Source organism: Cytobacillus sp. T106 (genome assembly GCF_040492155.1).
GTDB classification, from domain to species: Bacteria; Bacillota; Bacilli; order Bacillales; family Cytobacillaceae; genus Bacillus_AB; species Bacillus_AB infantis.
The window spans coordinates 59,255-83,868 of sequence record NZ_JBEUMK010000013.1; the positions used below are offsets into that span (position 1 = coordinate 59,255).

Annotated in this window: 23 protein-coding genes and 1 other annotated feature; of the genes, 16 read left to right on the forward strand and 7 right to left on the reverse strand. The window is 47.1% G+C overall.

Annotated elements, in window-relative coordinates; all coding sequences use genetic code 11:
- The first annotated feature begins 70 nt into the window (after positions 1-70).
- The 6 genes from ABU165_RS19995 (at position 71) to ABU165_RS20020 (ending at position 7,779) form a co-directional block, all read left to right on the forward strand.
- Positions 71-2,167 carry an amylo-alpha-1,6-glucosidase gene (locus tag ABU165_RS19995; protein ID WP_148951006.1) on the forward strand — a complete coding sequence of 699 codons (2,097 nt, stop codon included), beginning with the start codon at positions 71-73 and terminating at the stop codon, positions 2,165-2,167.
- A gap of 60 nt (positions 2,168-2,227) precedes the next feature.
- Entirely contained in the window at positions 2,228-3,487 is a 1,260-nt protein-coding gene (locus ABU165_RS20000) for an ABC transporter substrate-binding protein (protein ID WP_009795756.1), read from the forward strand.
- Between the two features lie 141 nt (positions 3,488-3,628).
- Positions 3,629-4,525 (forward strand): carbohydrate ABC transporter permease, encoded by an 897-nt coding sequence (locus ABU165_RS20005; protein WP_009795757.1) that lies wholly within the window; start codon positions 3,629-3,631, stop codon positions 4,523-4,525.
- 40 nt (positions 4,526-4,565) lie between these two features.
- Positions 4,566-5,390 carry a carbohydrate ABC transporter permease gene (locus tag ABU165_RS20010; RefSeq protein WP_318060836.1) on the forward strand — a complete coding sequence of 275 codons (825 nt, stop codon included), beginning with the start codon at positions 4,566-4,568 and terminating at the stop codon, positions 5,388-5,390.
- 299 nt (positions 5,391-5,689) lie between these two features.
- Complete coding sequence (locus tag ABU165_RS20015) at positions 5,690-6,073, forward strand: VOC family protein (protein WP_009795759.1); 384 nt, start codon at positions 5,690-5,692, stop codon at positions 6,071-6,073.
- Between the two features lie 233 nt (positions 6,074-6,306).
- The gene (locus tag ABU165_RS20020) at positions 6,307-7,779 is read left to right on the forward strand and encodes a SulP family inorganic anion transporter (protein WP_009795761.1); all 1,473 of its coding nucleotides are present in this window, start codon (positions 6,307-6,309) and stop codon (positions 7,777-7,779) included.
- 48 nt (positions 7,780-7,827) lie between these two features.
- Here ABU165_RS20020 and tyrS read toward each other — a convergent pair whose 3' ends face one another.
- Positions 7,828-9,075, reverse strand: coding sequence for a tyrosine--tRNA ligase (gene tyrS / locus ABU165_RS20025; RefSeq protein WP_318060837.1), 1,248 nt, complete (start codon positions 9,073-9,075; stop codon positions 7,828-7,830).
- A gap of 78 nt (positions 9,076-9,153) precedes the next feature.
- Positions 9,154-9,367, reverse strand: a binding site (T-box leader).
- A gap of 73 nt (positions 9,368-9,440) precedes the next feature.
- On the reverse strand, positions 9,441-10,631 hold the full coding sequence (locus tag ABU165_RS20030; protein WP_318060838.1) for a dicarboxylate/amino acid:cation symporter: 1,191 nt from the start codon (positions 10,629-10,631) through the stop codon (positions 9,441-9,443).
- 350 nt (positions 10,632-10,981) lie between these two features.
- On the opposite strand from ABU165_RS20030, the gene ABU165_RS20035 reads away from it, so the two are divergent.
- Together ABU165_RS20035 and ABU165_RS20040 are read left to right on the forward strand one after the other, a co-directional pair.
- Positions 10,982-12,055, forward strand: coding sequence for a D-alanine--D-alanine ligase (locus ABU165_RS20035; protein ID WP_318060846.1), 1,074 nt, complete (start codon positions 10,982-10,984; stop codon positions 12,053-12,055).
- A gap of 76 nt (positions 12,056-12,131) precedes the next feature.
- Positions 12,132-13,505 (forward strand): UDP-N-acetylmuramoyl-tripeptide--D-alanyl-D-alanine ligase, encoded by a 1,374-nt coding sequence (locus ABU165_RS20040; protein ID WP_318060839.1) that lies wholly within the window; start codon positions 12,132-12,134, stop codon positions 13,503-13,505.
- Positions 13,506-13,572: 67 nt separating this feature from the next.
- On the opposite strand, the gene ABU165_RS20045 is transcribed toward ABU165_RS20040, so the two are convergent.
- The 4 genes from ABU165_RS20045 to ABU165_RS20060 all read right to left on the reverse strand — a co-directional run bounded on the left by ABU165_RS20045 (position 13,573) and on the right by ABU165_RS20060 (position 15,313).
- Positions 13,573-13,836, reverse strand: coding sequence for a hypothetical protein (locus tag ABU165_RS20045; protein WP_148951003.1), 264 nt, complete (start codon positions 13,834-13,836; stop codon positions 13,573-13,575).
- Complete coding sequence (locus ABU165_RS20050; protein WP_306010293.1) at positions 13,814-14,332, reverse strand: RNA polymerase sigma factor; 519 nt, start codon at positions 14,330-14,332, stop codon at positions 13,814-13,816. The genes ABU165_RS20045 and ABU165_RS20050 overlap by 23 nt, the downstream gene beginning before the upstream one ends.
- A gap of 25 nt (positions 14,333-14,357) precedes the next feature.
- Positions 14,358-14,723, reverse strand: a complete 366-nt coding sequence (locus tag ABU165_RS20055) for a hypothetical protein (RefSeq protein WP_009795769.1) — start codon at positions 14,721-14,723, stop codon at positions 14,358-14,360.
- 338 nt (positions 14,724-15,061) lie between these two features.
- Positions 15,062-15,313: a sigma-G-dependent sporulation-specific acid-soluble spore protein CsgA gene (locus tag ABU165_RS20060; protein ID WP_022543247.1), complete on the reverse strand. Its 252-nt coding sequence runs from the start codon at positions 15,311-15,313 to the stop codon at positions 15,062-15,064.
- 216 nt (positions 15,314-15,529) lie between these two features.
- Between ABU165_RS20060 and ABU165_RS20065 the strand changes: the two genes are divergently transcribed.
- From ABU165_RS20065 to ABU165_RS20090, 6 genes are all read left to right on the forward strand, one after another.
- Entirely contained in the window at positions 15,530-15,658 is a 129-nt protein-coding gene (locus ABU165_RS20065) for a hypothetical protein (protein WP_009795771.1), read from the forward strand.
- 222 nt (positions 15,659-15,880) lie between these two features.
- Positions 15,881-16,573 carry an alpha/beta hydrolase gene (locus ABU165_RS20070; RefSeq protein WP_009795773.1) on the forward strand — a complete coding sequence of 231 codons (693 nt, stop codon included), beginning with the start codon at positions 15,881-15,883 and terminating at the stop codon, positions 16,571-16,573.
- Between the two features lie 451 nt (positions 16,574-17,024).
- Positions 17,025-18,521: a degradosome RNA helicase CshA gene (gene cshA / locus ABU165_RS20075; RefSeq protein ID WP_022543248.1), complete on the forward strand. Its 1,497-nt coding sequence runs from the start codon at positions 17,025-17,027 to the stop codon at positions 18,519-18,521.
- Positions 18,522-18,831: 310 nt separating this feature from the next.
- The gene (gene uvsE, locus ABU165_RS20080; RefSeq protein WP_022543249.1) at positions 18,832-19,794 is read left to right on the forward strand and encodes a UV DNA damage repair endonuclease UvsE; all 963 of its coding nucleotides are present in this window, start codon (positions 18,832-18,834) and stop codon (positions 19,792-19,794) included.
- A 96-nt stretch (positions 19,795-19,890) separates the two neighbouring features.
- Positions 19,891-20,370 (forward strand): PH domain-containing protein, encoded by a 480-nt coding sequence (locus tag ABU165_RS20085; protein ID WP_009795778.1) that lies wholly within the window; start codon positions 19,891-19,893, stop codon positions 20,368-20,370.
- Positions 20,363-21,793, forward strand: a complete 1,431-nt coding sequence (locus ABU165_RS20090) for a PH domain-containing protein (protein WP_318060840.1) — start codon at positions 20,363-20,365, stop codon at positions 21,791-21,793. Before ABU165_RS20085 ends, ABU165_RS20090 begins: the two co-directional genes overlap by 8 nt.
- Positions 21,794-21,832: 39 nt before the next feature.
- Here the strand turns inward: ABU165_RS20090 and ABU165_RS20095 are convergent, their stop codons facing one another.
- On the reverse strand, positions 21,833-22,423 hold the full coding sequence (locus ABU165_RS20095; RefSeq protein WP_318060841.1) for a rhomboid family intramembrane serine protease: 591 nt from the start codon (positions 22,421-22,423) through the stop codon (positions 21,833-21,835).
- Positions 22,424-22,552: 129 nt separating this feature from the next.
- Between ABU165_RS20095 and acpS the strand changes: the two genes are divergently transcribed.
- Both acpS and ABU165_RS20105 read left to right on the forward strand, forming a co-directional pair.
- Positions 22,553-22,921 (forward strand): holo-ACP synthase, encoded by a 369-nt coding sequence (acpS, locus tag ABU165_RS20100; protein WP_224952178.1) that lies wholly within the window; start codon positions 22,553-22,555, stop codon positions 22,919-22,921.
- Positions 22,922-23,127: 206 nt separating this feature from the next.
- Complete coding sequence (locus ABU165_RS20105) at positions 23,128-24,144, forward strand: LolA family protein (protein WP_318060842.1); 1,017 nt, start codon at positions 23,128-23,130, stop codon at positions 24,142-24,144.
- The last annotated feature ends 470 nt before the right edge of the window (positions 24,145-24,614 follow it).

Here is a 24,614-nt window from a genome sequence, read left to right on the forward strand (position 1 = left end):
GCTTCTAATTAATCTGGAAGCATTTTAAATGCATTTTAACCGAAACGTTTCGGAACGCCAGGAGGACCTTATGGATTACAGAGTAATTAAGGAAAATGATTTATTTCTACTAACAGACAGCAAAGGGAATATCCCTGAAAACCACTCATATGGCCTGGGGCTCTATACAAAGGATACGAGATTCCTGAGCAGGCTGGATATCAGGATAAATGGTGAAGAGCCTATCCTATTATCTTCAGACGCAGATGAAAATTATATGGCAAAAATACTTCTCACAAATCCCCATATGGAAAAGGACGGGGAGCTGATTCTCTGGAGAGAATCGGTTGAGATTGAAAGAGTCCGATTTATTTATGAAGAGGTTCTTTATGAAACAGTTAAACTAAAAAACTACTTCCCAAAAGAAATTGAATTTAATTTCAGCCTTCGAGCTGATGCTGATTTTGCTGATATGTTCATTGTAAGAGGTTTTCAAAACGGCGACATCGGGAAGAGGACCGGCCAGACCTGCGGCAGACAGAACTTGAGCTTTCATTATGAAGGTGCAGATGGGCTTGAACGCAGAACCAGAATTTCATGGGATAAAGAGGGTGCAGAAGTTGAAAGTTCAGGGGAAGTATCCTTCCGCTTTAAGCTTCAGCACCTGGAGGAAGAGGCTGTTACTTTTGTGATCGAGCCGCAAACAGGGAAGGAAGCAACAAAAGAAATCCAGCCTGCGGAAAAAGCGAAAGAGCTGCTGCGGGATTCTTATCAGAAATGGAATGATGAGACCACGAAGGTAGAAACCGATTATGAGCCCCTCCAGCGCCTTGTTGACAGAGGAATTGACGACCTTCGCGTGCTGTTAACAGACCTGGGGCACGGTGAATTTCCGGTTGCCGGCCTGCCGTGGTTCGGTGTGCCCTTCGGCCGTGACAGCCTGATTGCAGCTCTGCAAATGCTGGCTTTCTGCCCCGAGGTTGCAAAAGGGACCTTGCGTACGATGGCAAGCAGGCAGGGAGATAAACTCGATCCATGGAGAGATGAACAGCCTGGGAAAATCATGCATGAGCTTCGCTTTGGGGAACTGGCCAATACAGGTCAAATTCCATTTACACCCTATTATGGCACGATTGATGCTACACCACTGTTCCTTATGCTTTTGACAGAGTATGTAAAATGGACTGGGGACATCACCATTGCTGATGAGCTCGGCGAAAATATCGAAGCTGCCCTAAACTGGATTGACGAGCATGGAGACAGGGATGGGGATCTTTTTGTGGAGTATCACCAGGAGTCCAGCAAAGGAATTGCCAATCAGGGCTGGAAGGATTCAGGGGATTCCATTGTACACAGGAACGGGGAATATGCAAAAACTCCTATTGCACTGAGTGAAGTCCAGGGCTATGTCTACCAGGCGAAAAGAGGTATCGCTTCCATCTATGAACAGCTAGGCAAAGAAGCAGAGGCCGTAAAACTTAGAAATCAAGCTGAAAAATTGAAGGAAAAATTCAATGAAGCCTTTTGGATGGAAGATCAGCAGTTTTATGCCATAGCACTGGATGAAAAGAAGCAGCAAGTTGGCACCATTACTTCCAATCCTGGCCACACCCTTTTTTCCGGAATAGTGGAGGGAGAGCGCGCAGATGCTGTCTCTGACATGCTGGTTTCTCCAAAGATGTATTCCGGCTTTGGGGTGCGTACGATGGGTGAAGGCGAAGCCGGCTATAATCCGATGAGCTATCATGATGGCAGCATCTGGCCACATGATAACAGCATGATTCTTTTAGGGATGAGCAAGCTTGGTAAAACAGCACATGCCAGCCAGGTCATGGAGGGGCTGATCAAAGCCTCTGCCAGTTTTGAGTATGACCGGCTTCCAGAGCTGTTCTGCGGATACGATGCTTCCAGGGGAAAAGCAGTTAAATATCCGGTTGCCTGTTCCCCGCAGGCGTGGGCGGCCGGAACTCCGCTCGTATTCATCCAGGCCCTGCTCGGACTATTCCCTGACAGCTTAAAGGAGGAGGTAAGAATGTCTCCTTCGCTTCTGGAAGGAATGAATAAGCTGACTGTCCGGAATATCAAGATCGGAAAAGGGCTTTTATCGCTGCAGGCAGCGAGAACAGAGAGCGGCGTAAAGCTTGAAATTACAGAAAATACGACTGGCTATCAAATAAACATCCATTAATCTTAACGCGGAGATATCCTCCGCTTTGGATAAATCCAAAAATGAAAGGGGTTTCTTTCTATGTTGAATAAAAAGCTGCTGGCTGGAGCCAGTATGGCCGCAATGTTGTTTGGAAGCATTCTAACAGGATGCAGCGGAGGTGACTCATCCAAGGAGACATCCACAAAGGATGGGGAAAAGGTTGAAATTACACTTGCCGGGTGGGGATCATCCCCCGAGGAGTCAGAGCTTTTGAAGCAAGTGCTTGCGGATTTTGAGGAGTCTCATCCAAATATTAAAGTTAAGCATGAAGTCATTGCTGATCAATATATGGATGTTATGAAAACAAGGCTCATTGGCGGAGAAGGGCCGGATGTTTTCTATCTGGATGCCTTTGAAGCACCAGGATTGATCGAAACAGGAGTTCTGGAGCCGCTGGATGAATATGCCGGGGAAGATTTCGATGTGGCGGACTTTGAAAAACCGCTGCTGGAAGCATTCCAGAACGATGGAAAAACCTACGGATTCCCTAAAGGCTACTCTACCCTTGGTTTATTTTATAACAAAAAGATGTTTGCTGATGCAGGTGTAGAAGTGCCTAAAACATGGGATGAACTGAGAGAGGTATCAAAGAGTCTCACAAAAGGCAAGGATGTCTATGGATTCGGACAGAATCCAGAGCTGGCAAGGACCTATTTCATCGCTAATTCAAGCGGGGGCCAGGCAGTCAAGGAAAACAAAGCCAACTTCACTGACCCTAAAGTTGTAGAATCGCTTCAGCCGTATGTCGATCAGCATTTAGTTGATAAAACAGCAGCACAGCCAAATGAAGTAGGAGCTGGCTGGACGGGAGAAATGTTCGGGCAGGGCAAAGCTGCGATGGTTATCGAAGGAAACTGGGCTATCCCTTTTCTGGATAGTACCTTCCCTGATATTGATTACGGAATCGCTGAGGTTCCTTCAATCAATGGAAAACAGGGGACAATGGCTTTCACCGTTTCTTATGTAATGAATGCGGCATCTGAGAAGAAAGAAGCTTCATGGGAGCTCATTTCCTATTTGACTGGAAAAGAAGGCATGGAGACATGGACCAGCAAAGGCTTCGAGCTTCCTTCCAGGAAGTCTGTTGCTGAAAAGCTCGGATACGACAAAGATGAATTGCGCGGTGCATTGGTAGCAGGAGCTCCATATGCAACAGTTTGGGCAGATGGAACAAACCTGCCTATCATCTTCAATAACTTTAATAACCAGTTTGTTTCTGCTTACCTAGGAGAACGCCCACTGGATGAAGCCTTAAAAGAGGCTGAAGAAACCGCTAATAAAGAAATCGACGCCCAATAAGGCAGCAGGGGAGGTTTTTCCTCCTCTTCTTCCATTCTTGAATTCTTTGTGCTGATGTTCAAAAAGAACATCAGCAGACAGAGTTACACAGAATTTGTTTCTTAGGCTCGATACAATAGAGAGTATAGGAGTGAGCAAGACATGAAAAACAAGCTTACGAAGAAAGGGTTAAGGGAAGCGGGGCAGGGATACCTTTTTATGTCCCCAACATTATTTGTTCTGTTGACGTTTATCTTAGGGCCGATCATCTATGCAATCTTCCTGGCGTTTAATAAAGTACAGCTTCTGGGAGCAGTAAATTATGATTTTGTCGGATTCCAAAACTTTGTGAGGCTGGTGGATGACAGCCGGGCTCATATTGCCCTATGGAATACAGCCAAGTATGTGTTTATTGTGGTTCCAGTACAGACATTTCTCGCTCTGGTCCTGGCAGCATCCCTGAATGCAGGTCTCAAAGGAGAGAAGTTTTTCAGGATCATCTATTTCCTGCCAACGCTTACTTCTTCTGCAGTCTTAACCTTGATATTTATGTGGATGTATAACCAGAACGGATTAATCAATAAAATCTTTGAGACGGTTGGCCTGCCTACTTATAACTGGATTGGCGATCCATCTATAGCGCTCAATTCTATTATGATTATGAATATATGGTCTACTGCACCGTTTTTTATGGTGATTTACTTAGCAGCCTTGCAGGGCATACCAGACTCCCTGTACGAAGCTGCAGATCTTGATGGAGCGAATGCCATTCAGAAGTTCTTTTTTATTACTGTTCCCAATTTACGGCCTGTGACATCCTTTGTTGTCATCATGGGCATCATTGGGACATTCCAGTTATTTGATCAGTCCTATATTTTTTCAGGCGGGTCAGGAGGTCCAAATAATTCAACATTGACTGTGGTCCTTTTAATCTATCAGTATGCATTTAAGAATCTAGGGACAATGGGCTATGCTGCAGCTTTGGCTTTTGCGCTTGCCGTCATCATCCTTGCAGCGACCTTATTGCAAAGAAGATTTTCAAAGGAAGAAAATTTCTGATCCAGTCAAAGTTAACTGGGACTCTTGGGAGGTATATAATATGAAAAAAATCGGTTTTGGGAGAGGGCTGCTGTATGCCATATTGGTTGTATATGCGATAATCACCCTGATTCCTTTCCTGTGGGCTTTGTCCTCTTCATTTAAAACACTGGAGGAAATCGTTTCCGGGGCTATCAGCTTCATACCCAAGAATTTCACCTTAGATAATTATAGAACGATATTCTTGGAGCAAGAGCTGTTTCCCCGCTGGCTGTTTAACAGCCTGTTTATTGGTGTGTCTGTTACGCTTCTGAATCTCCTGTTTAACTCGATGGCAGGGTATGCCCTTGCCCGGCTGAGCTTTCCTGGCAAAAAGACGTTATTCATTCTTATTTTGGCTGTGCTGATGATCCCGGGGCAGGTCACAATGATTCCAAACTATTTGATCTTAAAAGAGATTGGCTGGCTTAATTCCTATCAGGGAATGATTATACCGGGCATGGTCAATGCTACATTTATTTTTATGATGCGCCAGTTTTTCATCAACTTTCCGAAAGAGCTTGAAGAAGCGGCTGCACTGGATGGACTGGGTAAGTTCGGCACCTTTTTCCGCATTGTCCTTCCGATGGCAAAGCCTGCTTTGGCTGCCCAGGCCATTTTTGTCTTTATGGGGTCATGGAATGATTTCATGCGTCCGCTCATTATTTTGTCTAATCCAGAGCTGTTCACTCTGCCGCTCGGATTAAACTCATTTAAAGGTCAGTTCATCAGCTATTGGAACTATATCATGGCTGCCTCAATGGTGTTTACGCTGCCTGTACTGGTCATTTATGCTTTCTTTAATAAATATTTTATGAAAGGCATATCTTTTACTGGAGATAAATAATCGCTGGGACCTTTGATAAGGTCCTTTTTATTTTCATATACAAATTGTGCTAAAATTAAGAAAAGGAGTTTGATACTTATTTATTACTTGCTAACTGACAGTTAGCAACCCGATTAAGGGGCCTCCTGGCAGATTGAAGGGTTTCTTCTGAAGGATACGAGAAAAAGCTGAGGGAATTGCACGATGAAATCTTGCGGACAGCATATGCAGAGGTACGTTCGCACCGCTTCATAATAAAAGCACAAAAAAATAATGAAAAACCGGCCTGAAAAAGACAGGCCCGTGGAAGGAGTTTAATGATGGATTTGAAGCTGGGCTATATCATTTTATATGTTGAGGATTTGGAAAAGACGAAGCAGTTTTATGGCGAACTTCTCGGTCTCAATCTGAAAAATGAATTCGGCACCTATATAGAATATGACACAGGCAGTACGATCCTTTCCATGAACACTCGGGAAAATGGGCGTGAACTGACAGATCTTCCAATACCAGCAGGTTTCCGGGAAGAGCAGACGATGGAGCTGGGCTTTGTGACGGAGGATGTGGAAGGGACAATTGAAAAGGCACGCAAGGCAGGAGTCCGGATTTTGCTGGAGCCGGTAAAAAAGCCATGGGGGCAGACTGTCGCTTATATGGAAGATCCGGATGGGCATTATATTGAGATTTGCACGCCTATCGGCTAAAAACGCCTGGCCCTCTTTTTAGAGGGCTTATTTTTTTGCATCATTAGGATTCATCCGGATAAGTATTTTAAAGAAAATCAAAGAAAAACAGCAGAAAATCACTAATGCAGCGCTTACACCACCTCTTGTAAATTATCTGGAATATGGTATGATACTCTATGTTTTTGTCGGCCCGGACTTTGATGAGAGTTCAAAGTCACACTATAAATCCAAATAAATTAAGGGGTGTTCATTTGAAAGGTTTATCAATTAAAGAACAATGGTTTGGCAATGTCAGAGGAGATATCCTGGCCGGGATTGTCGTAGCGCTTGCGCTGATTCCCGAGGCGATCGCCTTCTCCATTATTGCAGGTGTAGACCCGATGGTCGGTCTCTATGCTTCTTTTTGCATTGCGGTCATTATTGCATTTGTCGGCGGACGGCCGGGGATGATTTCAGCGGCAACAGGAGCCATGGCGCTGCTGATGGTTACGCTTGTTGCAGACCATGGGCTCCAGTACTTGTTCGCTGCCACCATCCTGACCGGGATCATTCAGCTGCTGCTGGGTGTCTTTAAGCTGGCCAGGTTTATGAAATTCATTCCAAGGTCCGTGATGATCGGATTTGTGAATGCGCTCGCCATCTTGATTTTTATGGCGCAGCTTGAACAGTTTGTCGATGCTACATGGGTCATGTATGCCATGGTAGCCGGTGCGCTTGCGATCATTTATTTGTTTCCGCGCATGACAAAGGCTGTCCCATCGCCGCTTGTTGCCATTATTGTCATTTCTATCATTGCGATAACGACAGGTTCGGATGTACGGACAGTAGGAGACATGGGAGAGCTGACAAGAAAGCTTCCGGTCTTCCTGATTCCGGATATCCCGCTGAACCTGGAAACACTGAAGATTATTTTCCCTTATTCCCTCGGACTGGCTATTGTCGGCCTGCTTGAGTCACTTTTGACTGCTTCCATTGTCGATGATATGACCGACACGGAAAGCAACAAAAACCGTGAAGCCAGAGGGCAGGGGATTGCCAATATCATTAATGGATTTTTCGGCGGGATGGCCGGCTGTGCGATGATTGGCCAATCCGTCATTAATGTGAAGTCAGGGGGCCGGGGAAGGTTATCTACCTTGACAGCCGGTGTATTCCTGATGTTCCTGATTCTCGTTCTCGGCGACCTGGTTGTCCAGATTCCGATGGCTGCGCTAGTAGGAGTCATGATTATGGTATCCATTGGTACATTTGACTGGACTTCTCTCCGCAATATGGCAAAGGTTCCTGCCACGGACTCCATTGTCATGGTCGTAACCGTTGTAACAGTTGTCTTCACTCATGACCTGTCTAAAGGCGTGTTTGCTGGAGTGCTCCTCAGTGCAATATTCTTCGTTGCCAAAATCTCAAAGGTAAAGGTGTCGACGATCCTGGATGAAAAAGCAGGAAAACGCACCTATAAAGTGACAGGACAACTGTTCTTCGCTTCTGTTACTGATTTTGCCGGCAGTTTTAATTTGAAGGAAACGGCGAAGGAAGTAGTCATCGATCTCTCTGAAGCACATGTCTGGGATGACTCTGCTGTAGCTGCCATTGATAAAATTGTGATGAAGCTCCGCGAAAATGGAACAAGCGTCCAGCTGATCGGCCTCAATGAGCCGAGCCTGCATCTGGTTGATAAGCTGGCTGTCCACAAACAGGAAGGCGCAAAGCTTTCCGGCCATTAATATAGAAAAAGGGAAGATATCCTAAACGGTGTCTTCCCTTTTTTTATTTTATCCCTTTTTTATCCTGGCGAATTTCCTCTTTCCAACTTGCAGGATCAGCTCTGCCTGCAAAGAAACCTTCGTGTTAATGTCTTCAGCCTTTTCGCCATTCATCCTGACACCGCCGTTTAGAACCATCCGTCTGGCTTCGCTTCTGGAAGGGAAGAAGCCGGCAAACATCAGCAATTCCAGCAGATCGGGCTCATCACTGCCATCCCATGTAAGGGCAGGCATGTCTTCCGGCATGGAGCCCTGCTGGAACACGCTTTTGAAATGGTCTTCCGCCTTTTCGGCAGCCTCATGTCCGTGGTACATGCTGACAATGGTTCTGGCAAGCTGCATTTTAGCATCCCGGGGATGAAGTGACCCTTCTTCAAGCTTTTCCTGGATGGACATCTTCTCAGCAAGAGGCAGGCTTGTAGCAAGGCGGAAGTATTTCTCCATCAGTTCATCTGGAATCGACATGGCTTTACCGTACATATCCTCCGGCTTTTCGTCCACCCCGATGTAATTGTTCTTGGACTTTGACATTTTCTCTGTTCCATCGAGCCCTTCCAAAAGAGGAACAAGGATTACCACTTGTTTTTCTTTGCCATAGTGCTCCTGTAAATGCCTTCCCATGAGGACATTGAAATGCTGGTCATTGCCGCCAAGTTCAATATCGCTTTCGAGCATTACTGAATCATAGCCCTGCATGAGCGGGTAGAAAAACTCATGGAGAGAAATGGGCTTCCCTGCCCCAAGCCGTTCAGAAAAATCATTCCGCTCGAGCAGGCGGGCGACTGTGATTTTGCCGGCCAGCTCGATGACATCCTGGAGATGAAGGGCAGACAGCCACTTGGAATTATAATGAAGCTCGGCCTTGCCCATATCAAGCACTTTGCCGAATTGCTGGAAGTAGGTTCCCGCATTATGCTTCACCTCTTCGTCAGTCAGCTGTTTTCTTGCTGCAGATTTTCCGGTGGGATCCCCGATTTTTCCGGTAAAGTCGCCGATGATCAGCTGGATGGTATGGCCATTTTCCTGGAATTGCTTCAGCTTGTTCAATACGACAGTATGGCCCAGGTGGACGTCAGGTGCGGACGGATCAAGCCCGAGCTTCACCTTCAGCGGCTTGCCGAGGAAGAGTGATTTGGCGATCTTATTTTTCAGCTCCTGAAGAGGCACCACATCCTGAGTGCCGCTGGTGTAAAGCTGATATTGCCTTTCAAGCTCCTTTTTCTGGTCGGGGTTCAGCTTTTCTATAAAATTCTCCACGATATATCCTCCTTATGTTTTTTTGTTTGCGGCACTTCCTGATGAGTTTTGAACGCACAAAAAAACCACATCCCTGTAAAAAGGGACGTGGTTTTGCACGCGGTACCACCCTTGTTGAAGACACTTGTCTTCCGCTCGTTCGGATAACGGACCGTCCGTCCTTTGCTACTTCATGTTTCACAAAGAATGTTCAAGGAGGTAATTCACGTTTGCCTTTGTACCGGTTCGCACCAAACACCGGCTCTCTTCAAACAGGGAAGCAAACCCTACTGATTCCTGTCATAACTCATCTATTAGTTTCTGTTTACTGAATGTTAGAAACAGTTTAGATGATTATCCAGGAGATGTCAAAATTAATTTTCAGGCTAAACAGCTTTTGCTTCATTTTTGAGCGGAACGGCTTTCTTTCCGCTTGCTTTGTCTGCCAGAATTGTGATGGCACCGTCGCCTGTTACGTTGCAGGCAGTGCCAAAGCTGTCCTGGGCAAGATAGAGGGCAATCATCAAAGCGGTCATTGTCCCATTAAAGCCAAGCATAGATTCCAGCAGGCCGAGTGCAGCCATGACGGCGCCCCCGGGAACGCCTGGAGCGGCAATCATCGTGATCCCGAGCATCATGATAAACGGGAACATCTGCCCGAAGGATACTGCTTCACCCTGGAGCATAAGAACCGCAATGGAACAGCTCACTAGTGTGATGGTGCTCCCGGATAAATGGATCGTTGCCAGTAACGGCACAGCGAAATCTGCTGTCTTCTCCCGAGCGCCCAGCTTTTTAACCTGTTTCAGCGTGACAGGGATTGTTGAGGCAGAAGACTGGGTCCCGAGCGCAGTGAAATAAGCAGGAAGCATGGACTTCAGCAGGTAGAAAGGATTCTTCCGGGCGGCAGCCCCTGCCGCTGTGTACTGCAAAAGCAGGAAAAGGAAATGAAGGGCAATAATCATGATAAATACTTTTGCGAATACACTGATGATGCTTCCAACCTGTCCGCCGTGCGTCATATTAGCAAAGATCCCAAAGATATGGAATGGCAGCAAAGGGATAATGATTTTTTCGATTAGCATTTCAATGATAGTGCGGAAATCATCCATCACGTCCTGCAAAGCATTGCTTTTCAGGGCGGCAAGTCCAAGCCCGATTGTGAAAGCAAGCAGCAGTGCTGTCATAACGCCCATAACCGGCGGCATGTCCACCTGGAAAAAAGGAGCAGCGAGTGCTTCTTCCGGATTCCCGAATTCTTTTAAGCTCTGATTCTTAAGCAGGGCAGGGTACAGGCTGACAGCGGCAAAATAGGCGGCTGTCCCTGCAGCGATGGTAGAGGCATAAGCAAACCCTGTTGTAATGCCGAGAAGCTTGCCGGCACCTTTTCCCATTGTCCCGATGCCGGGAGCAATGAACCCGATGATGATTAAAGGGATAGCAAAGCCGAGAAAGTTTCCGAACAGGCTGTTGAATGTAGCGAACAGCCTGATGGCTCCTTCGGGTGAAAAAGAACCAATTAAAATGCCTAAAGCTATTGCAAGAATAATTCTGGGGAGTAGTCCTAGCCGTTTCATTGTTGTCCTCCTTAAAAACACATTTGTTTGTATAACGTGGATTATACAGTCGTAAACCTTTCTTGTTAAGTGGGAATTTTTAAAAGAAAATAAATAAAAATATTCTATAAATTCAAACTATATCACCTGGAATGCTATTTGAGAATAATACCTAAGAACCAGTTATCCAGGGGGATGGGGGAATTAGGGTTAATGGTGGCAGATGGGCATAGGAAATCATACATATATAGAAAGCAGGGCAGACTGGGAAAGAAAAAAATTCCTGCAAATAACAATAGTCAATCACGCCTTTTTCGCTTTTGGAGTGGTAAAATGAAACATGTGATTGAATAAATGGAGGGTTCCTTTTGATGAAAAAGAAGCTTGGATTATTATACGGCGGAAAATCCGCAGAGCATAAAGTATCAATGCAGACGGCTCTTGCTGTCATTAAAGCCTTGGATTTGGAGAAATTCGATATATATCCTGTTTACATAACCGAGGAAGGGGAATGGGTGAAGGGCCCGATGCTCGATGCACCGGCTGAAAGCGTCAAGCAGCTGGAGTTCTCACAGGGAGAGGCTATGTCGCCTGCAGCCCTGGCTCCGGCTATGTTCAAGTCAGCTGAAGAAAGCAGCTTTGACGTTATCTTTCCGCTCCTTCACGGCCCGAATGGCGAAGACGGCACGGTTCAGGGGATGCTTGAGCTCCTTAACCTTCCATATGTCGGCAATGGCGTGCTTGCCTCATCTGCAGGCATGGATAAAGTCATCATGAAGAATATCTTTGCCCAGGCTGGCCTGCCTCAGGTCAACTATGTATGGTTCGTCCGCAGCGAATGGCAAAAGGCTGGGGAGACAGCTTATGAGAAAGTGGAAGAAGAACTTGGCTATCCTTGCTTTGTCAAGCCGGCCAATCTTGGATCGAGTGTAGGAATCAGCAAATGCACAAATCGTGAAGAATTGGCAGCAGCTTTTGAAGAAGCATTCCAGTTCGACCGGAAGATCATTGTGGAGGAAGGCGTAACAGCGAGAGAGATTGAGCTCGGCGTCCTTGGAAATGATGAGCCGGAGTGTTCGGTGGCCGGCGAAATCGTACCGAAAAAAGATTTCTATGATTATAAAGCCAAGTATGAGGATGGCGATACAGCCATGATCATTCCTGCTGAAATTACAGAAGAGGAATACAGCACACTGAACGAGATGTCGATCAGGGCTTTCAAAGCACTTGACTGCTCCGGACTCGTAAGGGCAGACTTCTTCCTGACGCGTGACGGCAAGGTCATGATCAATGAGGTCAATACAATGCCTGGCTTTACGCCGTTCAGCATGTTCCCGCTTCTTTGGAAGCATACAGGCGTGGAATATCCGCAGCTGATTGAAAGGCTTGTGAACCTGGCGATTGAAAGGCATACGGAGAAACAAAGCATCAAACATACAATGTGAAGTGATAAATGATAGAGGCACGGCTATGTGGCCGTGTCCCTTTTTCTATTAGTAGAACAGTTAGGAGGCGCAAAAAATGATTCAACGTACAATCGCTCAGATTGCCGGGATGATCCCCGTTTTAAATGACCACTCGGCTTTTTCAGACATCAGCATCAAAGGAGTATCTATAAATTCAAGAACAATGGAGCCGGGCAACCTGTTCGTTCCTTTTAAAGGTGAGCAGACGGATGGACACCGCTTTGTGGAGGATGCCCTTCGAAAGGGGGCGGCTGCTGCACTATGGCAGCAGGATGTTCCGAATCCGCCGCTTCACCTGCCGATCCTTGTTGTAGAGGACACGCTCAAGGCAGTGCAGCAGCTGTCAGAAGCTTACCGGAATGAGCTGGATATTAAGGTGGCAGGCATTACAGGCAGCAATGGAAAGACGACAGTGAAGGATATGACTGCCCGTCTGCTATCATTAAGATACAAGGTCCAAAAAACAGAGGGGAATTATAATAACCATCTTGGCCTGCCCCTTACCTTACTATCTTTGGAGGAAGATACTGAGGTTGCGGTCCTTGAAATGGGGATGAGCGGCTTTGGGGAAATTGAGTTCCTGACAAAGCTCGCCCGTCCGGATGTTGTCATGATTACAAACATCGGGGAATCCCACCTCCAGGATCTCGGCTCAAGAGCTGGTATTGCAAAGGCCAAGCTTGAAATCATCGAGGGCCTGAAGGATGATGGCATGATCATTTATCATGGAGATGAGCCCCTTCTAAAAGACAGGCTAAACGGCTACAGCGGTCCGGCGAAAGTCCGCTCGTTCGGCAAAGGCCAATCCAACAGCATCTATCCTGTGCGGATCGACCAGGAAGAGAAGGGGAGCGTTTTTCAGGCGAACCTTTCAGATATGGAATACCATTTGCCTGTGCTCGGTGTCCATAATGTTATGAATGCTCTCTGTGCCATGGAGGCTGCCCATTTTCTCGGAATCCCTTACGAGCAGATGAATGAAGGATTTGCTTCCTTGAAGCTGACAGCGATGAGGATGGAGCTTTCGGAAGGAAGCAAAGGCGAAAAGGTCATCAATGATGCCTATAATGCCAGCCCGACTTCAATGAGAGCGGCAATCGATCTCGTGTCAGAGCTTTCAGGCTATAGCAGAAAGGTGCTTGTGCTGGCTGATATGCTTGAGCTTGGAGATGATGAAGTGAGATTTCACCGCGAGATTGGCCAAGCGATCGACCCGGAAAAGATTGATTATGTGTTAACGTTCGGATCTCTCGGCCGCGTTATTGCGGAAGGGGCACAAGAGGTGTTTTCAGAGGAACGAGTTTTTGCTTTTTCTGAGAAAGGCCCATTGATCGAAAAGCTGCAGAGCCTGACGAATGCAGAAACAATTGTGCTGTTTAAAGGCTCCAGGGGCATGAAGCTGGAAGAAGCAGCTGAAGCACTAAAATAGGTTGATGGCATAAGGAAAAAAATCCCTGTTTCACATGAAACAGGGGATTTTCTTATAACTATATCGGTCAGAGACGCAAAAGCTGGGCAATGGCCAATACCGCGCCAATGGCTATTGGAGAAGCAGTCAGAAGTGTTATGCTTCCTCCTTTATTAATATAGTTTTCGAGTGGATTAACCGCAGGGGATGCCAAAAAAGAGAGAATTCTGTCGAATTTACTTTTTTTCCTGGAGATTTCCGGTATGTTTACATGGTAGGACTCCAGATGCATTTTTAAAAGCGGTTCCTGTTTTAATAATTCTTCTGCCTCATTTGGTTTTTCTTTGTTCAATCTCATCCACCTCCAGGACAGTTTTCAATGTTTTTATGGCATGATGGAGCCTTGACTTCACCGTGCCGACAGGGATGCCCACAACCTCTGCAATCTCTGCCTGAGGCATATCATGATAATAGCTTAGAATAATGACTGCCCTCTGTGCCTCAGAGAGGCTGGCGATGGCTTCCCGGACTGTCATTTTATCTGCCTGGTCCACCTGCCCTTCTGTTGAGGGGAGCAGGAAGGGCAGTAGCTTCTGCCATTTTTTCCGTCTATTCAGCTTGGTGATCATTAGATGGTAAGCGATTTGAAAAAGATAGGTTTTAACGCCTGCCTTCTTTGGGTCAAAGCTTGATTTTGACTGGTGGAGCTTCAGAAAAGCGTCCTGGACAAGATCGATGCTGAGCTGCTCCTCTTTCGTGAAGCGGAACAGAAAAGCATATAAGGGAGATTTAAGCGAAAGGTAAAGCTGGTCAAATGCCTCTTCGCTCCCGTCCTGGAAGGCTATCATAAATTGATTGGCCTTTCCGGCTTGATCAGTCATTCTGCTGAAGCTCCCTGACTCCTTTAATGACCATGGACAGCCGTGAAATAAGATAGGCTGTTCCGACAATCACCCAGGCCTGGCCCTGGTTCGTGAAAAATTGGACAAAAGGATTTTCAATGGTGCTTCCTCCGGAAATCATGAAGTTTAAGATCTGGATGCAGATGATGCTGTAGGCGGCCACGCCGATTGCGAGACCGTCGAAAACATTCCAGCGGAGGAGGACAGGCGACTTGCGGAAATTGATCCTGCCATTTTCTTTAACGACGTATTTCCGCTGAAACGGAATGGCGATAGAGAAGATGATGATCATAATAAATCCTGTGACAATCATTGAAACGATGAATCCAATCCCCATTTAAGACACTCCCTTACTTGCATTGTATCTATTATACAAATGAAGGGGGATGGAGGTTCAATAGAAAAACAAAAAAACGGCGGGTGGCCGTTTTTTTAAAATCATTTCGGAAAGTTAAAAAGAGTTTGAAAACCTGTTGATTGGAGTGCAAGGCACGTAGACTCCTGCGGGAGATAGCGGCAAGGCTGAGACCCCGTAGGAGCTTGCTCTGAGGAGACACAGCGTCGCCCCGCGGAAAGCGAAGTGCCTGGAACGGAAATCAACAGCCCCATTTAAAGCAGGAGATACTTCTAGGAACAAAAAGGTTTACCTATCTCCCGGAACATTGTTTTTCCCAGCTAAGTAAGAAGCTCATAGATTTCATTCAGCTTATTGGCTCTTTTATAATCCAGTTCTTCTTTGGCATGCTGGATTTCAGGGGGGAGGATGCTGTTCAAAAAAGCGGCTTCCTGCTCGGTAAGTCTGCTTACAAACGCATTGTCTTCTTCCGAAAGATCGTCAGTGATTTTATGGTACAGCTCCCGGCATTCATGGGAGCGGTCCGTGTAATTGGACAGCAGTTCACGCAAATATCCCAGCGATTGGTTCATGATCATCACCTCATAGTTATAGTCCCTTACTAGGATGGTGAGTGAGTAAATGAAATATGTGCTCTGGCAGATAAATGTTTGAAAGAATTTTTAAAGGGTAAATGAAATGAAAAATCCGGTCCGACCCCCATAATCCGATTTACTGAAGAGAATGTTATACTAGAGATAGAAAAGCCTGGCCCGAAAGGGGCGCATAAAAGGCGTAGGAGGTTTCGTATGAGAGCATATTATCTGGATATTGACCGGCTGCTCGATGAAACCAGTGAATTACAAGAAGAGAATATATTTTATGCGATAGGCCAATTCGAGATAGACAAGCTCCTGGAGAGCACCCGGGATTGGTAAATTCATTGGTTCAGCCTTTAAGGCAGCACTCATGACAGCATAAAGGATTATACAAACAGGGGAAATATAGATACAAACGGGGGAGGCTGCCATTTTTCAGGCAGTCTTTTCTTTGATATCGCCTTCCTTTGCAGGGCGGATAATTTTGTTGGAATAATACTCATAGCAAAGTGTAAAATAAAGGAACTGTGAGAGCAAATCATACAGACGAAGGTGATGTACATGATCGGCTGTCTTTGTATACATGGATTTACAGGTGCTCCATTTGAAATCGAGCCGCTGACTGAGTATCTCAAGAAACATACTGCGTGGGAAGTGGCAGTCCCTACCCTGCCTGGACATGGGGACAGGCTGCAGCTGAAAGGCATTGAGTATAAAAAGTGGATAAGCCATGCAGAAGATGAACTCCAAAAGCTGATGGAAAAGTGTGATGAAGTCTATGTGATCGGTTTCTCCATGGGCGGGATCATTGCCAGTTACCTGGCAGTGCATTATCCCGTGAAAAAGCTGATCCTCTTAAGCGCGGCTGCCTATTATGTGAATCCAAAGCAGCTTGTGAAAGATATAGGAGAAATGATAAAGGACACCGTTAAAGGAAATCTCTTTAAGAATGAAATGTTCCTCAGATATAACCGGAAAATCAGGGAAACCCCGATTGCAGCCACGCTGCAGTTCCGGAGGCTGGTATCTTCTGTTAGGCCGATCATTAACCAGATCAGGATTCCTACCCTGATTGCCCAGGGGGAAGTGGACGGAGTCGTCCCGCCGCGCAGTGCCACATACCTATATGAAAATATAGGAGCATCGTCCAAAAAGCTTATTTTTCTAAAAGAATCGAAGCACCTGATCTGCCACAGCGGCGAATGTGAAGGGCTGTTCCAGGATATATTGGAATTTCTGCAGCATGAGGCATAATTGCCAAGGGGGGGGCACTTTATTGCAAAGCGCCCTTAGAAATGGTAAGATAAACCCTAAAGTGCCAAAGAGAAATTTCTTTGAAACCCGGACATACTCCACCTGGAGAATGTCTTTTTTCACTTTAATATATAGGTATGACTGCAAGGGGAGACTTCCGGGGCTGCCCGTTCGGCTTTATTATAAACATTGTTCATATACTGAATGAAATATAGCCAGCTGAAATAAGCTGCCATCTCCTTTACCGGGTTTCAGCAGCCAGGATCCCTCCACTCAGATCCCGGCAGAGATACAAGATCTTCGGTCCTCTTAGTACACTCCAAAACGCTTGCCTGCCGCTTTCAATGCAGGAAAGCATGTTTTGCCATGAATTGTCCGAGCGGCAGCTTACCCTGCTGATCTGACGCTAATCACCATAAATAATTGCCAAGAAACAGAAGGAGAGAATACATTGACAAAGTTTCAAGATTTAGGCATCAGTCCTGCTACAATGAAATCACTAAAAAGAATGGGGTTTGAAGAAGCTACCCCGATCCAGGCCGAAACAATTCCTTTGAGCCTGGCAAATAAAGATCTGATCGGCCAGGCGCAGACCGGTACGGGAAAGACCGCTGCATTCGGAGTTCCGCTGATTGATAAAATCGACACAAGCAAGGATGTTATCCAGGGGATCATCATTGCTCCGACCCGGGAGCTTGCAATCCAGGTGTCTGAAGAACTATATAAGATCGGCTACGGAAAAAGAGCACGCGTGCTTTCTATTTACGGAGGCCAGGATATCAACCGCCAGATCCGTGCCCTTAAAAAGCCCCCTCATATCATCGTTGGAACACCGGGAAGGGTACTTGACCATATTAAACGCAAGACGCTCCGCCTGGACAATGTTCACACAGCAATCCTTGACGAAGCAGATGAAATGCTGAACATGGGCTTTATCGAGGACATCGAATCCATTCTGGCAAGCGTTCCTGTGGAAAGACAGACCCTCTTGTTCTCTGCCACAATGCCTGCACCGATCCAGAGAATGGCAGAAAGATTCATGAGAGACCCGCAGATCATCCGTGTCAAAGCAAAGGAAATGACGGTTCCGCTTATTGAGCAATTCTATGTGGAAGTACAGGAGAGAACCAAATTTGACGTACTGACTCGCCTTCTGAATATCCAGTCACCAGAACTGGCAATCATCTTTGGGCGTACCAAAAGGCGTGTGGATGAGCTTGCAGAGGCGCTGAATTTGAGAGGCTTCCTTGCAGAAGGAATTCACGGAGACCTCAGCCAGGCAAAGCGTATGTCTGTCCTGAGAAAGTTCAAGGAAGGATCCATCGATGTTCTTGTTGCGACTGATGTTGCTGCGAGGGGTCTTGATATTTCCGGCGTAACACATGTATACAACTTTGACATCCCTCAGGATCCTGAAAGCTATGTTCACCGCATCGGCCGTACAGGGCGTGCAGGAAAAGAAGGAATGGCGATGACATTCATCACGCCTCGTGAGAAATCATACCTGGCTGTTGTTGAAAGAACGACCAAGAGCAAGATGGGAAAAATGGTGCCGCCTACGCTTGCTGAAGCCCTCGAAGGCCAGCAGAAGGCAGCAGTCGACAAGATTTCACAGGCAATCAGTGCCAATAACCTGGAAAACTATAAAGAGGCAGCTGATGAGCTTCTTGAGCAGCACGATGCTTCTGACGTTGTGGCAGCTGTCCTGAAGCTGTTGACGAAAGAGCCGGACGATACTCCTGTCAAGCTGACAGAAGAAAAGCCGCTTCCTTCCAAAAGGGACAGAAAGCCATATGACCGCAGAAGAAGCAATGACAATAGAAGAGGCAGCGACAACAGAAGAGGCTATGATTCCAAAAGGAAAGACGGCCAATACAAACCAAGGCAGGGACAGGGCGGACGCCGTCAGGGCAATTATTCCAACCGTACCTCCGATAGCAGCCGTTAATAGAATATAAAATTGGGCAGGGTACGGGATTACATCATTCCGTACCCTTTTTGCTGTTTTAATTGGATTTTGGCGGAGGTGCGCACAGTAATTTCCTTCGTCTTCCGTTAGGATTTTACATAAAATTTGCTTTTTTCTACATAAAAAGGGATGGATTCTACACAAAACTGGGCCGTTTCTACATAAATCTAAAGGAATTCTACATAAAACACATAAATTTCCGTTAATCTCGATAAACCAGCTCTCCTTTTTTAAAAAAGAAATTGGCGCATACTAAGCGGGATAATGAACATTAAAGGGAGGTTGCTCTTTGACGATCATAAAGCTTGGATATGTAGCGATGAGCGTGCATCTGCAGAATTGTTCGCCTTCGCAAACCATGACCTACAAACAATTTTCCGGCATTAAGGACCGGGAAGCAGCCATCAGGAAGCTAGAGCGGATTGCGATATCCAATCTTGAGAACTGCCTGCGCCTCCTGAAGCATAATGCTGCCCATGATATTTCCTTTTTCCGGCTCAGCTCCAAGCTGATCCCGCTCGCCAATCATGAGGAGCTGTCCGATTGGAAATACATGAGGCCGCTAAAGCCGGCTCTCCAGGAACTGGCGGACTATATTAAAGAACATAGAATGAGGGTCGATTTCCACCCCGATCATTTTGTCCTGCTGAATGCCCTGAAGCCGGAAATCCTGAATGTCTCGATCAAGACGCTTTCCATGCATAAAGCTTTGCTGAAGGGGATGGGAATTGAACCAGAGCACCGGTGTGTCCTGCATGTGGGCGGGGCTTACAATGACAAGGAGAAGGCACTGGAGCAGTTTGTCCATAACTGGGGGCTGATCCCGGCAGCCATCCAGCAGATGGTCATGCTGGAGAATGATGATACGGCATTCACTTTGGACGATACGCTGTATTTGTGCGAAAAGCTTGGCATCCCGCTTGTTTTTGACTATCACCATCATTTGGCCCACTTTGAAAATGAAGACTGGATGAGCAATTGGGAGCGGGTTACTTCGACCTGGAAGCATGCGAGGCTTCCCATCAAGATGCATATATCAAGCCCCCGCTCCGCCAAGGACTTTCGGGCTCATGCTGATTATGTTGATCCTGTCATGTTCATGGACTTCCTTAAGAACATCAATGGGAGCGTACCGGAAATTCATTGCATGATTGAAGCGAAAAAGAAGGATGATGCCCTTTTCAAGCTGGCAGACTACCTCCGGAATGAAGCGGGTTTGGAAGAAGTGGACCAGGCAGCGTTCAAAATATAATTTCCTCACGGGCAGCCTGAAGTCCTGTATACTGGAAGGTATAAAGACTGAAGGACGGCTTCAAACTTAAAGTGCCTTTTCGGGAGGAATTATTTTATGAGCACCGGACCAAGAAAAAGGATTTCAAAAAGGGCCCTCCCGGTATGGAGGATATCAGGGGCGATCCACTCAGGCATTTTTGTGATTGCGATGGGAGGGGCTGCGGCACTTGCCTTTATTTTCGACGGGCCCGGATGGATTATCCCGGCTGCCGTCATCCTGGCATGTGTGTATATGTATTTTTTTATTATTCTTTTCCCTTCGCTGAAGTGGAAAAGGTGGCGCTATGAGGTGCGGGAGCAGGAGATCGAGCTTCAGCACGGCATATTCATTGTCAAAAGGACGCTGGTCCCAATGGTCAGGGTACAGCATGTCGATACAAGGCAGGGGCCGATCCTGAGGAAGTATGCGCTGTCCACCATTGCCGTGTCTACAGCAGCTACTGTCCATGAGATACCTGCGCTTGATATGGACGAAGCAGAAGGTTTGCGCCTCTCCATTTCAAAGCTGGCAAGGGTGGCTGATGAAGATGTCTGAGCCGAAGAGGCTGCATCCAATCTCTGCGGCTGCCAACTTTTTCAAGCAGCTTAAAGAACTTATTGTACCGTTTTTAGTATTCATTGTTTTCGGATTTAAGAATTCAAACTGGGACCTTTTCTACCTGATTGGCTCTGCAGCCGTAGTCCTCCTTGTGCTGGCGGGCGGCATCCTGAAGTGGCTCCGCTTTACCTACCGGGTAGAGGAGGGGGAGCTCCGGATTGAATATGGGGTCTTTGTCCGCAAGAAAAGGTATATCCCCTTTGAAAGGATTCAGAGCCTGGATTTTTCCGAAGGCATTCTGCACCGTCCGTTCGGGCTAGTGAAAGTCAAGGTGGAAACGGCGGGGACGAGCGGGACTCAGGAGGCAGAGGCGACCCTGACAGCCATTACCAAAGCGGAGGCTGCCGCCATCCAGGCGGAGCTTACAGCGGAGAAGGGCAGCGGGGACGGAGAGAAGGAAGAGGCCGGCATTAGCGGACAAGACATTTATAAGATCTCGCCCGGACAGCTTCTGCTGCTTGCATCCACTTCCGGCGGGGCTGGAGTGGTCATTTCCGCGGTGATTGCTTTTTTCTTTCAGTTTGAGGAGATCATTCCCTATGAAGCTCTTTTTCACCGCTTTGAGCATTTTGCAGAAAATGGCGTCATTTTTATCAGCGGGGCTGTATTTCTGCTCCTGCTGCTGGCATGGGTGATCGCTGTCATCGGGACAATGCTAAAATATGCGGGCTTTACCGTCAGAAGAGAGGAAGATGACCTGGTCATCTCCAGGGGACTTTTGGAGAAAAGGCAGCTCACGATTCCCCTGCACAGGATACAGGCGCTCCGTTTCAGTGAAAATCCTGCCAGGCAGCCGCTCGGATTCGGTACATTATATGTGGAAAGCGCTGGCGGATCGGCAGTTGATAGGGATAGTGCCAAGGTAATGCTTTTCCCGCTTATCCGAAGGAATGAATTGGGGGAGCTGATCGGGCATCATCTTACAGATTATAATGCCGTAATCGAGCTTGCGGGGCTGCCGAAAAGGGCGCTGCCGCGGTATCTTCTCAGGGGGCTCCTTGTTGCGGCTTTATTCATTATTGTGCCGCCGGCCATCTTTCGTCCATGGGGATTTCTTTCCCTTTTGCTGCTCCTGCCGGCCGTGGTCTGGTCCTTTTTGAAATTCAGGGCAGCAGGGTGGCATATCAGCGGCAGCCAGCTAACGCTCCGATACAGGACGTTCAGCAAGCATACGGTTTATATGATGAAGAATAAGGTGCAGTCGCTCAGCCTGAAGGAAAGCCGCTTTCAGAAACGGAAGCAGCTTGCGACAGTGGAAGCTACTGTCAAGTCCGGCTCGGGAGGGTCTGGCGGGAAGGCAGCTGACCTGGACATAAGTGATGCAGAACAGATTTATAAATGGTACTCCAGAGAAAAATAACAGCCATAAAGAAAAGCGCCGGCTGGCGCTTTTTCTGCATTATCTATTCCTTTTTAATGAAAGCGCTCCTATAAGAAAACCGGAGATGAACCCGAAGATGTGCGCGGAAATATTGATGTTTGGCTGGATGAAGGTCATAATAAGCCCAATGACGGCTATCGTAATGATAATCTGTGAATTCTCGCGAGACATCAAGTCTTTCCGGAAGTATGAGACCGCTGCAAAGAAGCCAAATAGGCCGAAAATGGCCCCGCTTGAGCCGACATGTGTGTAGGTGAGCGGCTCAAGCAGCAGGGTGGCGACATTGGCCGAAATGCCGGTGATAAGGTAGATGCCGGCAAATTTCGCCTTTCCTGCAATCCTCTCCAGGGCAGGGCCGAACAGGACAAGGGAAAAGCTGTTAAACAGGACATGCGTAAAGCCGCTGTGCATGAATATCGGGGTGGCAAGCCGCCACACCTCACCTTCCCTGATGAATAAATTGACTCCGGCAAGCCTTTCAAATATGTAGGAATTCGGAAATACAGGCAGAACAGTCAGCAAATAGAATAGTATATTCAAAAGCAAAATGATGGAGACAATGGGATAGAAGCGGATGAATTCCCTGAAGCTCTCTGTCCTTGTAAACATAACAGTCCCCTTTCTATTTTTATCAGTTAAGGAAAATTAATTATACTATAGCGTGAAAGAGCCGGAAATGGCCACTGCTTGTATACTATTGTGTATGCAAGCTGCAAACCAATTAGAAGGATGATGCATGTGATTGAAGGGATCGGCATTGATATCGTTGAAATCGGAAGAATCAGAAGGATGGCCAATCGGGCTAAGTTTTCAGAACGCATCCTGACTGAGGGGGAACTGGCTAAATATATAACGCTGAGCGAAAAGAGACAGCTTGAATTCATTGCAGGCCGGTTTGCGGCAAAGGAAGCTTTTTCGAAGGCTAATGGCACAGGGATAGGAAGCGAGCTGTCTTTTCAGGATATTGAAATATCAAATGACCGCAAAGGGAAGCCATTCTTCAGCAAGCCTGAAAGAGAAGGCCTCCATCTTTCCATTTCCCACAGTGAAAGCTATGCTGTTGCCCAGGTTGTCATTGAAACCCCGCTGCCTGGAATCCGGGAGTAAAAAGCTGTAATAGGCCAAGTCATATTCCCGGAGGTTGTCTCATATATTCATAGTGCGACAGGAGAGACAAGGCTATCCGATTTGCCAGCCGGCATTCAAGCCGCGGCTGCTGTCCGGCTTGCCAAGCCTCTCCTTCAGAACGCGGAATGCCTGTAAGCAGGCAGGAAGCGCACAATTGATGAAATGAGACAGAAGGGGTTGAAGGAATGAAGAAAAGATTGTTCATGCTTCTCGCCGGGCTTTTGGCCATCTTTGCCTTAACTGCCTGTGGAACTAAATCACAAGAGGATGTGGTGAAGGAGCTTGGCGGAAAAGTGGAGGAACTGAAGGGATATAAAGCAGAAGCGAAAATGACCCTTCAGATGGGAACTGAGCCACAGACTTATGCAATTGAGATCTGGCATAAAAAACCTGATTACTATCGCGTCAGCCTCAAGAATCCTGAAAAGAACCAAAGCCAGATGATCCTCCGCAATGAGGAAGGCGTTTTTGTCCTGACACCGGCCCTCAACAAGAGCTTCAAGTTCCAGAGCGACTGGCCGCAGAACAGCAGCCAGGCTTATCTGTACGAGTCCCTGCTGCAGGATATCCTCGAAGATAAAGAGGCGAAATTCAGCGCTACCAAAGAACATTATGTTTTTGAAACAAAGACGAGATACCAGAACAACAAGATGCTTCCTTACCAGGAAATCACCCTTGATAAAAAGGACCTGGCCCCTGTCAGCGTCAAGGTCATGGATTCAGACAGGAACCCGCTGGTGACCGTCGACTTCTCAAAGGTTGACTTCAAGGCTGCCCTTGATAAAAAAGATTTCGACACCCAGAAAAATATGACCGGGGCCCAGATTGAGGTTCCAGTCATGGCAGAAGAAGCGGCGAGTGAGGAATTCTCTGTCAAATATCCGCAGGCCGAGCTTGAAAATGTCAGCCTGATCGATGAAAAAGAAATCAGCATGGAGGACGGCAAACGCTTTATCCTGACATACGGCGGCGACAAGTCCTTCACACTCATCCAGGAAAAAGCAGATGTCATGCCGGCAAACACCTCCTACACTTCCGAATCAGGGGAGCCGGTGGATCTTGGCTTCACAATAGGGGCCATAGACGATAATAAAATCAGCTGGACCCACGGCGGAGTGGAATATATCATCGCATCCAGCGACCTGACGAGGGAAGAAATGGTCATGCTTGCACAATCAGTGCAGGGAGATGCAGTGAAATAATGGAAAGGCAGATGCTCTGGAACGGGCATCTGCCTTCTTTTTGCGGAGGCTGGAAGAGTGAAAGCTGCCTCCGCATTTCGATTTGTCCAGCTCCGGCTCCTAGGTGCTCGAGTCATAAGCCACTTTGGAACCGAAGGCAAAGAACGCCTTCAATCCCAAATCGTCTTATGCTTGTCGCACCTGAACAGTCGCCTCCGCATTTCATTTGTCCAGCTCCGGGCGCTAGCCCCTCGAGTCATAAGCCAATCAGGCCAGAAGGTTAAAGAACAACCTTCCGTCCTGCTCGTCTTATGCTTGAGGCCCGCAGGACGCGGGTCATGCAGGCGTTGCCACAGGACGTGGCGCTCTTAGCCTGTGTTCCTTGATTGAGCAAGCGCCCTCCGCAGTTCTTATTGTCCAGCTCCGGCGGCTAGAGCCTCGAGTCATAAGCCACCCAAGAATGAAAGGCAAAGAACGCCTTTTATTCTTGT